This window comes from Sorangium sp. So ce1335 (genome assembly GCF_051521615.1).
In the GTDB taxonomy this organism is placed as follows: domain Bacteria; phylum Myxococcota_A; class Polyangia; order Polyangiales; family Polyangiaceae; genus Sorangium.
Window position 1 is genome coordinate 10,965,361 of record NZ_CP150363.1, and the last position, 13,013, is coordinate 10,978,373.

11 protein-coding genes are annotated in these 13,013 nt (G+C 74.9%); 3 read left to right on the forward strand and 8 right to left on the reverse strand.

The window, feature by feature from the left end; translation table 11 throughout:
- Positions 1-373: 373 nt before the first annotated feature.
- A complete protein-coding gene (locus WMF24_RS41075; protein WP_437732907.1) occupies positions 374-3,778 on the forward strand; it encodes a DNA translocase FtsK 4TM domain-containing protein in 3,405 nt (1,134 codons plus the stop codon).
- 182 nt (positions 3,779-3,960) lie between these two features.
- Complete coding sequence (locus WMF24_RS41080; protein ID WP_437732908.1) at positions 3,961-4,188, forward strand: hypothetical protein; 228 nt, start codon at positions 3,961-3,963, stop codon at positions 4,186-4,188.
- 577 nt (positions 4,189-4,765) lie between these two features.
- On the opposite strand, the gene WMF24_RS41085 is transcribed toward WMF24_RS41080, so the two are convergent.
- The 4 genes from WMF24_RS41085 to WMF24_RS41100 all read right to left on the reverse strand — a co-directional run bounded on the left by WMF24_RS41085 (position 4,766) and on the right by WMF24_RS41100 (position 7,267).
- The gene (locus tag WMF24_RS41085; protein ID WP_437732909.1) at positions 4,766-5,551 is read right to left on the reverse strand and encodes a hypothetical protein; all 786 of its coding nucleotides are present in this window, start codon (positions 5,549-5,551) and stop codon (positions 4,766-4,768) included.
- Between the two features lie 105 nt (positions 5,552-5,656).
- Positions 5,657-5,878, reverse strand: a complete 222-nt coding sequence (locus WMF24_RS41090; protein ID WP_437732910.1) for a hypothetical protein — start codon at positions 5,876-5,878, stop codon at positions 5,657-5,659.
- A gap of 180 nt (positions 5,879-6,058) precedes the next feature.
- Positions 6,059-6,811, reverse strand: coding sequence for a hypothetical protein (locus WMF24_RS41095; RefSeq protein ID WP_437732911.1), 753 nt, complete (start codon positions 6,809-6,811; stop codon positions 6,059-6,061).
- A 36-nt stretch (positions 6,812-6,847) separates the two neighbouring features.
- Positions 6,848-7,267, reverse strand: coding sequence for a hypothetical protein (locus tag WMF24_RS41100; RefSeq protein ID WP_437732912.1), 420 nt, complete (start codon positions 7,265-7,267; stop codon positions 6,848-6,850).
- Positions 7,268-7,307: 40 nt separating this feature from the next.
- Here WMF24_RS41100 and WMF24_RS41105 point away from each other — a divergent pair, with 40 nt between their 5' ends.
- A complete protein-coding gene (locus tag WMF24_RS41105) occupies positions 7,308-9,155 on the forward strand; it encodes a cyclic nucleotide-binding domain-containing protein (RefSeq protein ID WP_437732913.1) in 1,848 nt (615 codons plus the stop codon).
- A gap of 70 nt (positions 9,156-9,225) precedes the next feature.
- Here the strand turns inward: WMF24_RS41105 and WMF24_RS41110 are convergent, their stop codons facing one another.
- From WMF24_RS41110 to WMF24_RS41125, 4 genes are all read right to left on the reverse strand, one after another.
- Positions 9,226-9,864 carry a hypothetical protein gene (locus tag WMF24_RS41110; protein ID WP_437732914.1) on the reverse strand — a complete coding sequence of 213 codons (639 nt, stop codon included), beginning with the start codon at positions 9,862-9,864 and terminating at the stop codon, positions 9,226-9,228.
- 235 nt (positions 9,865-10,099) lie between these two features.
- Positions 10,100-11,113 (reverse strand): hypothetical protein, encoded by a 1,014-nt coding sequence (locus tag WMF24_RS41115; RefSeq protein WP_437732915.1) that lies wholly within the window; start codon positions 11,111-11,113, stop codon positions 10,100-10,102.
- A gap of 10 nt (positions 11,114-11,123) precedes the next feature.
- Entirely contained in the window at positions 11,124-12,230 is a 1,107-nt protein-coding gene (locus tag WMF24_RS41120; RefSeq protein ID WP_437732916.1) for a M50 family metallopeptidase, read from the reverse strand.
- Between the two features lie 198 nt (positions 12,231-12,428).
- A complete protein-coding gene (locus WMF24_RS41125; RefSeq protein WP_437732917.1) occupies positions 12,429-12,992 on the reverse strand; it encodes a hypothetical protein in 564 nt (187 codons plus the stop codon).
- Positions 12,993-13,013: the final 21 nt, after the last annotated feature.

A 13,013-nucleotide genomic window follows, 5' to 3' on the forward strand; every position in this document is an offset into this window, starting at 1 on the left:
TTCCCGCGCGGGTCCCGCCTTCCCGCGCGGGTCCGCGCTGCGCTGCGCGGGTCCGCCTTCCCGCCGCGGGTCCGCGCTGCGCTGCGCCGTCGCGCTGTCGTCGTGCCCGTCCGGCCGCGTTACGCCCTGCCGAGTCCGCACCGGCGGGGAGCCCGGCAGCACCCGAGCGCGCCCAGGAGCGCAAAAGTGAGCGAAAGCACGCGGCTGTCCCCTGCGCTGTTCCGCGCTGTTCCGCGCTGTTCCGTCCTGATTCCGCCCTGATTCGTCCTGATCTCGCCCCGATTCCGCCCTTGCCCCATTCTTACCAGGCCTGCCAGACTTCTTGCCCCCGGGGCGGAGTGCGCATATGTGAGCAAAGTAGGTTCAGGTAGGCATGAACGTCCCCTTGTTCGCTCCTCGCCGTGCCCAGCCCGCCGCCGGCACTGGCGAGCCCATGCGGTCCGGAGCGCGCAGCGCCGCACGGACCAGCCCGGCGGGGGTCGCCGGTCCTGCCACGCCGCCGGGGCACAGCTATGCCCGGGATGCGACGGCGCTGGTCCTGCTGGTGTCCGCGCTCTACAGCGCGCTGGCGCTCGCTTCCTTCCGCGCGGATCCGCTGCGCCCGGAGCTCTCTGGCGACGACTGGGTGGGGCCCGTGGGTGCGGCGCTCGCGGGCGCGTCGGTCGAGGCGGTCGGGGTGATCGCGTGGTTCGTCCCGCTCGAGCTGGCGCTGCTCGCGATGCCGCTGCTCGGGGCGAAGCGCTCGATCGCGAGCCTGTTCCGGCTGAGCGGCGACATCGTGGTGGTCGTGGTGCTCGCGGCGCTCGCGCACGTCGCGTTCCCGCGGGCGGTCGCGTTCGGGGCGATGCCGCTCGGCGGGGCCGTGGGGGAGCTGTTCGGGGAGGTGCTGCGCGCGCTCTTCTCGAACATCGGGTCGTACATCATCGGGCTCACCGTCGTGGCGCTCATCCTGATGGGGCGCGCGACGTTCTCGTTCATCGAGCTGGCGCACCGGGCCGAGCAGCTCGCGGTCGCGATCGCGGCGCGCATCGCCGGCTGGGCGCGCGCGCTCTTCGGGGCGTGGGCCGCGGCGCGCGACCTGGAGCGGCGGGCGGCGGCATCGGAGCAGGAGACGCCGCCGATCATCGCGCGCAACTCGAGCCCCGACGCGATCATCGCCGCCCTCGCCGACGACGCCGACGAGCCGCTCTCGGATCCCGGGGCGAGGAGCACGCCCGTCGACCCGGCCGGCGCCGAGGCGCCAGCGCTCGACCTGTGGAAGAGCGCGCCGGCCAGCGCTGCATCCGAGCAGCCGGCGGCCCCGCCGAAGCCGCGGCGCGGGCGCAAGGCGCAGGCCCGCGAGCCGCGCGAGGCTGCGCCGCAGGCAGGCGAGGCGCGCGAGGCTGCGCCGCAGGCAGGCGAGGCGCGCGAGCCGGTGATCCGCGGCGGCGAGGCGCTCGAGGTGGTCACTCACAGCGCCGAGCCGCGCGAGCCGGTGATCCGCGGCGGCGAGGCGCACGAGGTGGTGACCCACGGCGGCGAGGCGCACGAGGTGGTCATTCACAGCGCCGAGCCGGAGCCGGAGGAGGACGCACCGCAGAGCGATGCGCCGCGCGAGGTGGCGCTGCTCAGCGCCGGGCCGCGCGAGGCTGCGCAGCGGTTCGTCGAGCTGACCGAGGAAGAGGAGCGCGAAGAAGCGCGCCGCGCGGAGCCACGCGAACGGGCGCAGCGCGCCGCCGAGCCGCGCGAACGAGCGCAGCGCGCCGCCGAGCCGCGCCGGGCGGCGCGGCGCCGCGCCGCGACCGTGGCAGAGCCGCGCGACGCCGCGGCCCTGGAGGACAGCGATGAGTCGCCGTTCGCGGGCGAGGTGCGCGTCGTCGAGAGGGAGGTACAGCTCGACGAGGACGACGCCGTCGACGCCGTGGCGATCGAGTCGGCGGACGACGAGAGCGCGGCCGCGTTCACGGAGCCGGATGTGCTCGACGTGCCGACGCCGTCGCCCATCCTGCCGGTACGCGAGCTGCCGGCGCGGGAGCCGGACGCCAGGGGGGCCCACCGCGACCTGCCCGCTCGCGAGCCCCGCGACCTGCCCGCTCGCGAGCCCCGCGACCTGCCCGCTCGCGAGCCGCGCGAGCCGGACGCCCGGGCGCCCCACCGCGAGCCGCCCCCCGCGGGCGGCCCCGAGCGGCCCCAGGCCCCCGCGCCGCGCGCGCCGACGATCGTCGACACGAGCCGCGCGCTCGTCAGCGAGAAGCCCGCGGTCGTCAAGGTCGTCCCGGCCACCGGGGAGGGCTTCCGCCTGCCGTCGACCGACATGCTCGACGCGGCGGCGGGCGGACGCCTCCAGCTCGACGCGGATCAGCTCAAGGCGACCGCGCAGCTCCTCGAGAAGACGCTCGCCGACTACGGCGTCAGCGGCAAGGTGGAGGAGATCCACCCCGGGCCGACCGTGACGACGTTCGAGGTCTCCCCCGCCGCCGGCACCAAGGTCTCCAAGGTGGCGGGCCTCGCGGACGATCTCGCGCTCGGCCTCTCGCGCAAGGTCCGCATCGTCGCCCCCATCCCCGGCAAGAACCGGATCGGCTTCGAGATCCCGAACGAGCACCGCCTGCCCGTCAACCTGCGCGAGCTCGTCGAGGACCGCCGCTTCGTCGAGATGAAGGCGCCGCTGCCGTGCGTGCTGGGCCGCGACATCATCGGCACGCCGTACTTCGCCGACCTCGCGTCGATGCCGCACGTGATCGTCGCGGGCGCGACCGGCGCGGGCAAGAGCGTCGGGCTCAACGTGATGCTGGTGAGCCTGCTCTTCCGCAAGACGCCGGAGGAGCTCAGGCTCCTGATGATCGACCCCAAGGTCGTCGAGCTCGCGCCCTTCGACCGCATCCCGCACCTGCTCCTGCCGGTCGTGACCGACATGAAGCAGGCGGCGAACGCGCTGAAGTGGGCCGTCGACGAGATGGAGCGCCGGTACCAGCTCTTCGCGAACGCGGGGACGAAGAACATCACGACCTACAACGCCTGGGTCGAGCGCGTGCAGCGCGGCGAGGCGCGCCCGCCGAAGCCGCCCGCCAAGGTGAGCGCGATCGGCGCCGATGGGCTCGAGGTGGAGGTCGACGCGGCGAAGGACGGGTCCGACGCGGCGCTGCCGGAGAAGATCCCCTTCATCGTGATCGTCGTCGACGAGTTCGCCGACCTGATGATGCAGCAGGGCAAGGACGTGGAGGCGAGCGTGGCCCGCCTCGCGCAGAAGGCGCGCGCCGCCGGCATGCACGTGATCCTCGCGACGCAGCGGCCGAGCGTCGACGTGATCACCGGCATGATCAAGGCGAACTTCCCGACGCGCATCGCCTTCCGGGTCGCGCAGAAGGTCGACAGCCGCACGATCCTCGACGAGCAGGGCGCCGAGCACCTGCTCGGTCGCGGCGACATGCTGATCAAGATGAACGGCTCGAACGAGACGCGCCGCGTCCAGTGCCCGTTCTGCTCCGAGGAGGAGGTCCAGAAGATCACCGACTTCCTCCGGCTCCAGGGGGAGCCCGTCTACGACGAGGCGATCCTCCGGCCCCGCGACGAGGAGGGCGAGGAGCCCGACACGTCCGACGCGGAGACCGATCCCATGTACGACGCCGCGGTGCGGATCGTGGCCGATACCCGGCGCTGCTCGACGTCGTGGCTCCAGCGCAAGCTCGGCGTCGGCTACAACCGCGCCGCCAAGCTGGTCGAGGCGATGGAGAAGCGCGGGCTCGTCGGGCCGGCCAACGGCGCGAAGGATCGCGAGGTGCTCATCGCGCCGATCTGATCGTTGTGCGATTTTTCTTGACGCCGATCCTCAGCGCAAGCTGGCACTCGGGAGGCCCGGGCGAGCAGACCGAGACGGATGTTGAGGAGAGCACAGCCCCGGCGTTCCCCGCCGCCGGGGCAGCGCGCTAGCATGGCGGTTGTTTTGACTTTCCCGTTCGAATGCTTCATGGAGCACGCAGGATGGCGCCCGAGGAAACGCGCACGCGTCTGATCGCTCAGATCGCGAGCCTCCTGAACGAAGGAACGATGCCCGCGGACGCCCGTGCAGCGGGGCTGACGCTCATCGGCTGGCTCGCGAGGCGCATGCCCGGCGAGGCGGCGTCGCGAGACGGGGTCGACGAGATGTGCCGCCGCGCGGCAGTCCTGGGCTGCCGGCCGCGGCGCGTGGGCGGTCGGCGGTCCACCTGAGCGGACGGCGCCGGGCAGACGGCGCGACACGCGGCGCCCAGGAGAGCAGCCCTGCCGGCGCGCTGGCGGGCGCTCCGCGGCGGGCACGCGCCGATCGCCCCGCTGTCTGGGGCCTCCCTCCCGATGCGCCGACGCCGGGCGCCGGCGGCGCCGAAGCCGCGGCGCGACGGCCGGAAGCCGGCCTCCGTATCGTAATTTGTACGTGCCGTATCCAGCGCGGCTAAGCTCTTGGTGGCGCGGCTTCTCCCGCGCCGTGGGGCTCGCGCGACGCTCGAACCGGGACGTCGGCTCGCCAGGTACGATGGGGTCAACGGCCGCTGTGGGGCCTGTGATAGGTGGTGTTGCTCATGGCGAACCGCGTGGTCGCCCTCCCCGAACCGCACCCGAATGACGATGAAGATGTCGTGTGGGGGATCTCCACGGCCAGCGCGCTGTGGGCGCGCGGCGAGCGGCGCGACGCCATCGTGTGGCTGCGGCGCGCGGCCGAGGCGGCCGGGGCCGCGGGGCAGCCGTTCCGCGCCTCGGAGCTCGGGCTGTGCGCGACGGCGCTCGAGGAGGTGATGGCCTCGGAGGTCGGTCAGCCGAGCGATCCGGACCTCCTGGAGACGATCGACGAGGACGACGAGCTGACCCTGACGTCCGACGACACCGACGAAGGGCCGCCCTCCGACGAGCAGACCTGGCGCCGTCGCCGCTCGCTCACCGAGGAGCTGCGCGCCTCGATGCCCTCGATCGAGATCGACATGTTCGAGCCGCTCTCGGAGCCGGAGCTGGCCGCCGAGGCGGAGCGCCTGCCGCCGCCGCTGTCACGGCCGTCGCCGGTGATCCATCCGGCCGCCGACGACGGACCTGCGCCTGCGCCACGGCCCATCGCGCCGTATGCCGCCGCGATTCCCGGCGCCGCGATTCCCGGCGCCGCGCAAGGCAGCGCCGCGCCGCCGCCCCCGCCGCGACGGACGCAGCAGGCTCCGGGCGTCCCCTCCGCACAGGCCGCGCCGCCCGTCCAGCAGCCGCCGCCCTTCGCGCCGGCAGCGCCGCCCGTCCAGCAGCCGCCGCCCTTCGCGCCGGCAGCGCCGCCCGTCCAGCAGCCGCCGCCCTTCGCGCCGGCAGCGCCGCCCGTCCAGCAGCCGCCGCCCTTCGCGCCGGCAGCGCCGCCCGTCCAGCAGCCGCCGCCCTTCGCGCCGGCAGCGCCGCCCGTCCAGCAGCCGCCGCCCTTCGCGCCGGCGGCGCAGGCTGCCGCGCCGCGCTCGCAGCCGCCGCCCTTCGCGCCGGCAGCGCAGGCTGCCGCGCCGCGCTCGCAGCCGCCGCCCTTCGCGCCGGCAGCACAGGCTGCCGCGCCGCGCTCGCAGCCGCCGCCCGCCATGTACCCGCAGCGGGTCGAGCCTCCCCATGATACGCAGCCGCCGGCGCCGGTGGCGCCGTCTGCGCCACCTCCGGGGGCGATGAACCTCCAGGGGGGCGCGCTCTATCAGAGCCAGCCGCCCACGGCGTCTCCGCTCGCCACCACGCAGGCTGCAGGCGCAATCCCGCCGCCGCCTCCGCTGCCGGGAACATCGTCGTACAGGCCGCAGGTCACCGCGGACCCGCCGTGGCTCACGACGCAGGCGAGGCCGCAGAGCGCGCCGCCGCCGCCCGCTCCGCGCGCTGTATCGCCGCGGTCGCCGTCGGAGCCGCCTCGCCGCTCGCCCACGTCCGCGCCGCCAGCGCCGTCCTTCGGGCCTCCGCCGCCATCCTTCGGGCCTCCGCCGGCGCCGTCCCATCCGCCGTCCTTCGGGATTCCGCCGGGTCCACCGCATCCGCCGTCCTTCGGGCCTCCGCCGGCACCGGGTCAGCCGCCCTCCTTCGCGCCGCCGCGCCCGCAGCCGCCGCCCTATTCCCAGGCGACGCAGCCGCCGTCCTTCGCGCCATCGCGCCCGCAGCCGCCGCCTCCCGCCGCCGCGCCGGTCTCCGCTGCGCCGCCGCCCGTCGCGCCGCCGCACCCGCAGGCGCTGCCCACACCGGGATCGCTGCCACCGCCGACGCTCGCATACGCTGCACCTCCGCCGCCGGTGGCGCCGCCGCCCGCGCAGGCGCTTCCGCCGCCCGCGCAAGCGCTTCCGCCGCCCGCGCAAGCGCTTCCGCCGCCCGCGCAGGCGCTTCCGCCGCCCGCACCGGCGCATCCGCACGTGCTCCCGCCGCCCGTCGCGCTACCGCCGCCCTCGGTGCTGGCCCCCGCTGTGCCGCCGCCCGTCGCGCCGCCGCACCCGCAGGCGCTTCCGGCGCCGCCTCCACCTCCCACGCTGGCCTCCGCATCGCGACCGCCTGCGGCGCCTCCTGCGCCGCCGCTTGCTGCGCCGCCGATGGCCTCGTCGGCGTCCGTCGCCCCGCCGGCCTCGTCTCCCCTCGCTCCGTCGGCCTCCGCGGCGCCGCCGCTCGCGCACTCCGCGCTCGCGCACTCCGCGCCGCCTCCTCCACCACCCCTCGCGCCACCGCCGGCCGCGCCCGCTGCATCCCCGGCGTCCGTCGCTCCGCCGCCTCCGCCGCCCCTCGCGCCACCGCCCGGGCCCGTTGCAAGGCCGGCGTCCGTCGCGCCACCTCCTCCGCCCCCCGCTGCGTCGCCGCCCGCTGCGTCACCGCCCGCCATCACGCCGCTTCCTCCGCTGCCCGCTGCGCCGCCGCCTCATGTGTCGGCGCACGTTACGCCTCCGCCGCCCGCGGTGGCTCCCAGCGCGCCGCCGGCCGTGGCAGCTCCCGCCGCGCCGCCGCCGCCGCCGCCCGTGATGGCTCCCAGCGCGCCGCCGCCTCCGCCGCCCGTGGTGGCTCCCAGCGCGCCGCCGGCCGTGGCAGCTCCCGCCGCGCCGCCGCCGCCCGCGCCGCCGCCGCCGCCCGCGCCGCCGCCGCCGCCCGCGCCGCCGGCCGTCGCAAGCTCCGCCGCGCCGCCTCCGCCGCCCGCGCCGCCGGCCGTCGCAAGCTCCGCCGCGCCGCCTCCGCCTCCCGCGCCGGCTCCCGCCGCGCCGCCCGCAACACCGGCGCCGCCGCCCCCTGCCGCGCCCGTCGCGCCGTCGTCACCGCCTCCCGCCGCGCCGCTGCCCTCGGCCACGCCGTCCCCGTCAGCGCCGCCGCAGATCCCGAGCCCTCCGGTGCGCGCCGAGCGCGCGGAAGAGGACGAGATCGGCGAGATCGTCGTGGAGGCTCAGGTCCCGTCCCCCGCCCCGGCCCGCCCCGCCCCGACCGCGCCCGCTCCGGGAACCGCCGTCGCGAGGCGGAAGCCGCGCGAGCCGATCCTCGATCCCTGGGCCGACGACGCCGAGACCGCCGCGCCACCTCGGCCGCCCCAGGAGACGATCACACCGAGCGGCGATACGTACCTCGTGGCTCGACGGCCTCCCTCGACGCCGCAGGAGGGCGACGAAGACGAGGTCATCACCTCGGCTGCGCCGCTCGACCTGACGCTCAAGCGAAAGCCGATCTCCGCGCGGCCGCCCGCGCCCCCGCCCGCGGCGGCACGCCCCCAACCGGCGATCCCCACCGGAAGCGAGCCGCCCGGACACCTCGGCGCCGCTGCAGGCAGCATTCCACCGAAGGGCGCCGTCGCTCCCTCGACCCGCAACGAGCCCCCGGCGGCCGCTGAAACATCGGGTCCGACGTCGACGCCCGAGGGCACCGTCGTCATCGAGCTCTCCGACCACGATCTCGAGGCGCAGCCGCCGTCGGTGCGGGACGACTCCGCGCCGGCACCCCGCGCAGCGGTGCAGGAAGGCGACCTGCTGACGACGGCCGCCCCTGTCCAGGGCAAGCCCGCCTCCTACGGCGCGGCAGCTCCTGCGCAGGGCCCGCGCAGGCCCGGTGAGGCGGTCGCCGAGCCCGAGGCGGACGAGGTGCTCGACGAGGCGGATATCGCGCTCGACGAGACGCCCACGCCCCAGGCTCCCGTGGCGCAGGCCCCCACGGCCGAGCCGCTGCCGCCGCACCCGAGCTCGGCCCCCGCGCCGGCGGCGGGTGACGCCCTCTCCGGGGCCGCCGCGGTGCCGCCCGAGGGGCGCGCGGTGGAGCCGCCCGGACCGGACGGAGGCGACGTCGTGGACCTCACGGCGATGGTGCTCGACCTGCCCTCCGAGGCGCCGCCGCCGGACGGAGCGATCGCCGCGATCGACCTCGACCCGGAGATCGCCCCGGATCTTCCGCAGCCCGACGCCGCCGGCGCCGCGCCGGCCGCCGCCCTCACCGGCCGCGACATCGAGCAGATCGAGGCGTTCGCCGACCTGCCCGAGGAGATGCACGACGAGCTCGCGATCGCAGCGCAGGTCGGCGACCTCGCGCCCGACGAGGAGCTCGCCGTCCAGGGGGCGGCGCTGGTGCTGAGCGGGAGCGCCGCCGTGTGCGCGAGCATCGTCGATGTCCCCGCCGAGCGCGCCGTCATCCGGACGCTCGTCCCGTCGCGCGGCACGCTCGGGGACGGGATCCCGCTGCGCGTCGTCGCCGGCGCGGGCGGCGCGCGGGTCGCGATCTGGGACCAGGCGACCATCGACGACGCGCTCCGCTCCTGCCCGTGGGTCGTCGATGAGCTGCGCACCGTCGCAGATCGGCTCCAGTCGCTCGCCGGCGCCACGATGGGCCCGCTCGGGGAGCTCGAGGAGACGCTGCTCCGCCGCGTCCTGGGCCGGCTTCGCCTGCGCGCGCTCGTGCCCGGCGAGGCGCTCGTGCACGCCGGCAATCCCATGCCCGGGCTCGTGATCATCGGCGCCGGCGCGCTGGAGCTCGTCGACGAGCGCTCGCACGAGACCACCGGCGCCGCGCGGCCCGGCGAGCTCCTGTTCGCCTCCGAGCTGCTCGGAGGCCAGCCGGCGCCGTCGATCGCCCGCGCGGCCGCGGACGGCGCGCTCGTGCTCATCGCCGACCACCCCGTGCTGCGCGAGCTGTTCGAGAGCACGCCGGAGCTGCTCTCCATCCTCGCGCAGTCCGTCTCGCTCGGCGCTCAGCGCGGCTGAGCCCCCGGAGGGAGCGAGCCTCGCCCCGCCGCTCCTCGGCGCCGCGCGTCGCCCCGGGCCCCCGGGGCGATCAGCGGCCCGCCAGCGAGCGCAGCGGCCGGGCGGCCTCCTGCTCCAGCTCGACCGGCTCGGCGGGCTCCTCGTCCTCGGTGAGCTGCCAGACGAGCTCGCTGTTGCCCTGCGCTCCGGCGAAGCGGAGCCCGAACCACTTCGCGGCGGGCGAGATCGTCAGCTTCCCCTCCGCGGTCGCGCGCGGGAAGCGGATGCGGAACGCCTGCCGCCACACCGTGTTGTACGGGAAGTAGGTCCGCTCGAGCGCGTTCGGCTTCGTGATCGCGATGATCTCCTCGGGCGCCGTCTCGTTGCCGGTGTCGTCGATCAGCCGGACGATCCACGCGCTGTTCGGCGTCGAGAGGTCGTTGTACTTGCGCTCGCCCCCGAAGATCGCGACGAAGAACTGGTGGTGCTGGCGCGTCTCCTCGAGCGTCTTCTCGAGGAGCTTCTGCCGCTGCTCGATCGTGAGCCGGTAGTCCTGCGCGTAGCGGGCCACGTAGGCCCAGCGGAAATCCCACGACTCGAACGTGGCGGTCGCCGTGAGAAAGTTGTCGAGCTCCGAGAGCGCGAACAGGTGCTCGGTGCGCGTCCAGGTGCGCAGCACGTTCTCGTAGTCCGTCGCCACGTACTCGCGGGGGCCCTCGTTCAGGCTCACCAGCTGGGTCGAGCAGCCGGTCGACCCGAGAAGCGCCGCGAGAACCAGACCGCGCCGGAGCCATGCCGCTTTGACCACGCGCCCAGGGTACCCAGCAGCCGCGCTGGATGCACGCACTCGAACGAGCCCCCCGCACCTTCGACGCCGGGCTCCGTGCCGGGCTCCACGCCGGCTTCCCCGCCGGCGCGCCGCCGCGCCCGCCGGGGGCGCCGGCGCGCGGCGGCGCGCTCGCCGCTCACGGGCGCGCCGGAGGATCGTCGGTCGGGAAGGCGAACCCGACGCTGAGCCGCGCGGCGTAGTACGAGGCCACGTCGCCGCGCAGCGGGGTCGCGATCGGCAGCAGCACGCTCAGCGCGGGCTGCACGTTCGCCAGGATGAAGCGGACGCTCGGGGAGATCGCGAACGTCGCGCGCCTGTCGTCCGGCAGGCCCTCGGTGAGCTGGTAGACCTCCCACAGCTCGAGCCCGATCCCGACCGGCCTCGCGAGCCGGTAGCCGAAGTAGAAGGCGGTGTGCGCCCGGATGTCGGTGCGCCGCTCTCCGGACCGGAGGCCGCGCACGACGAGCGACCAGTCGATGCCCTGCCGGAGCTGGAAGATGAACGGCCCCGTGATGTGCCGCATGTCGAACCAGGGCCGGAACGTGAGCGTGAGATCCCGGAAGCGCGTCTCGTCCCACGGCCGCACGACGCGCGCGGTCCGAAGCACCTCGGCCTGATCGGGCGAGACGTCGCGCGGGACCGGCATCACGACGCCGAAGCCGCCGCCCGAGGAGAGCCCGCGCACGCTCGACCAGACGCCCCGGCCGTAGATCTCGGGGCTCCCGAGCACGATCGACCGCGCCACCCCAGGGACGCTCGCGGCGGCGCTGTCGTGAACCGCGCCGACGAACCATTTCCGCGGGACGAGCGGCATCTCCATCTCGCCGTGCGAGTACCAGGCGAAGGCCGTCCTGCCGCCCGCCCGGCTCGTCGACTCGGGCTCGATCGCGGCCGCGGTGTACTCGAAGGTGAAGGTCGGATCGCGCCGCGTGAGCCCGGGGAGCGTCGGCGGGGCGGGGACGTCGAAGACGGCCTCTTCCTCGTCGTCGGGCCACCCGCCCGGGCCCGGCGGCGCGGCCAGCGCGGAGGCAGGCGAGCCGGCCAGCGCGACGAGCGAGAGGCACGCCGCCGCGCGGGCGAGGCGCCGCGACGCCGCGCGGGCGCGGCGCTTCGACGACGCCGGAACCCGCGCGGGCCGCCTCGATGCCACGTCGGGAGCGTTACTTCGAGCCGAGGCCGAAATCGTTCGCCGTGACGTAGAGCATGAGCCCGAGCAGCATGACCACGCCGACCAGGTGGATGTGCGCCTCGATGCGGGCGTTCGGCCGGCGCCGCGTGGCGGCCTCGTAGAACAGGAACATCAGGCGGCCGCCGTCCAGGGCCGGGAACGGGATCAGGTTGAAGGCGCCGAGGTACGCCGAGAGCAATCCGAGGAACTCGAGCCCGTCAGCCCAGCCGCGCTTGGCCGCGTGCGCGGTCTCCTCGATCATCCGCTTCGGGCCCCCGAGCTCCCCGTCGACCTTGCCCGTCAGGTACTGGCCGAGCCCGACGACGAGGCTCTGCACGACCTTCGGCGGCTTCGTCACGGCGAGCACCGCGGCCTCCTTCACGGTCACCGGCGCCGACTGCACAGCGCCGATGGCCATCACGCCGATCTTGCCCGTGCCGTTCTCGTTCGCGGGCGTGACCTTGGCCTCGACGCGCTCGCCCGCGCGCTCGACCACGATGTCGAGCGGACGGCCGGGGCTCTTGGAGATGATCTCCGCCATCTTCTCCCAGTCCTGGACCGGGGTGCCGTCGATCTCGACGATGCGGTCGCCGTCCTTCAGGTTGGCCGCCGCGGCGGGCATCCCGGCCACCACGCCGATGTCCGTCAGCCGGTAGGGCTTGCCGCCCACCATCAGGCTCGCGAAGAAGAGCACCGACGCGAACAGGTAGTTCGCGAGCGGACCGGCGAAGATCGCGGCGATCCGGCCCACCAGGCTCGCGTTGGCGTAGCTGCCCTTGTCCTCGGGATCGACCTCCTCGAGCGGGTTCATCCCCGCGATCTGGACGTACGCGAGGAACGGGATCATCGCGACCTGGAACACGGTGGGGCCGTGCTTCACCGGGTCGTGACGCCAGAGCCGCACGCGGATCTTGTCCGCGGCGGTCGTGAACCAGAAGTACCCGTCCTTCGGGACGACCTTGAAGAAGGTGGGACCGAAGCCGATCGAGAACTTCAGGACGCGCATGCCGTAAGCGCGCGCGGCGAAGTAGTGCCCTCCCTCGTGGACCACCATGAGAAGGGCGAGACCGAGGATGCCTACGAGATACCAGCCGACCATCTCCGGCTAGTCTAACCAGGGCGGGCCTCCTCCGCACGCGCCCGATGTCCGCCCCGTACGCCCGCCCCGGCGAGATCGCGCTCGCCGCCCACGGCGGAGGCCGGCGCTCCCCCCCCCGGGCGCTGGCAGCGGGGTGACGGGACAGCAGGGCAGCGCGCTGGGCGGCTCAGTCCGGCCAGCGCGCGGGCGGGGTGGCGATCAGCCGGTGAAGAACGAAACGCCGAAGCTGAAGAACGGATAGCCGATCCGCATCGTCAGCGAGATGTCGTCGTTGAAGTGGTACCGGCCGCCGACCATGGTGACGAAGTCGAGGTACACCTCTTCGTAGAACCCGTCGGTCCGCAGGACACCGCCGATATCGGCGAACGCGCTCCACTGATCGTTGAAGAAGAAGTTCCACTGCATCGTGACCGGGCTCCAGATGGTGTAGTCGCGGTAGCAGTACGTGCAGTTGGTGATATCCAGGCCGAACGAGATGCCGACGGTGTTGTTGAGCCGCGGGATGAACGCCGGGTCGGCGAGCTCGATCGTCGCCCGGAAGCCGAGCCCGAGCTCCGGGTCCCCGACGCCGGCGTACCTGCCCCTGTACCGCCGCAGGCCGTAGTCGCGGTGCAAGAAGACGAAGTTCCCGTGCGGCTCGAGCTCGGCCACGTAGTCGGGGTGGTCGTTCGGATTCTTGATGTTCGCCTGCGCTTCGGGCGCGAGCGTGAGGAGGGTGGCGCCTGCAAGAGCGACACTCACGAGCGAGGGGAGCGCTTTCATGCGCTCTTCGTATCAAAGGAA

Bases quoted from the DNA above. Each gene is read 5' to 3' on its own strand.
- WMF24_RS41075 (WP_437732907.1), top strand. From the start codon at position 374: ATGAACGTCCCCTTGTTCGCTCCTCGCCGTGCCCAGCCCGCCGCCGGC.
- WMF24_RS41080 (WP_437732908.1), top strand. From the start codon at position 3,961: ATGGCGCCCGAGGAAACGCGCACGCGTCTGATCGCTCAGATCGCGAGC.
- WMF24_RS41085 (WP_437732909.1), bottom strand. From the start codon at position 5,551: ATGGCGGGCGGCGGCTGCGAGCGCGGCGCGGCAGCCTGTGCTGCCGGC.
- WMF24_RS41095 (WP_437732911.1), bottom strand. From the start codon at position 6,811: ATGGCGGGCGGTGACGCAGCGGGCGGCGACGCAGCGGGGGGCGGAGGA.
- WMF24_RS41120 (WP_437732916.1), bottom strand. From the start codon at position 12,230: ATGGTCGGCTGGTATCTCGTAGGCATCCTCGGTCTCGCCCTTCTCATG.
- WMF24_RS41125 (WP_437732917.1), bottom strand. From the start codon at position 12,992: ATGAAAGCGCTCCCCTCGCTCGTGAGTGTCGCTCTTGCAGGCGCCACC.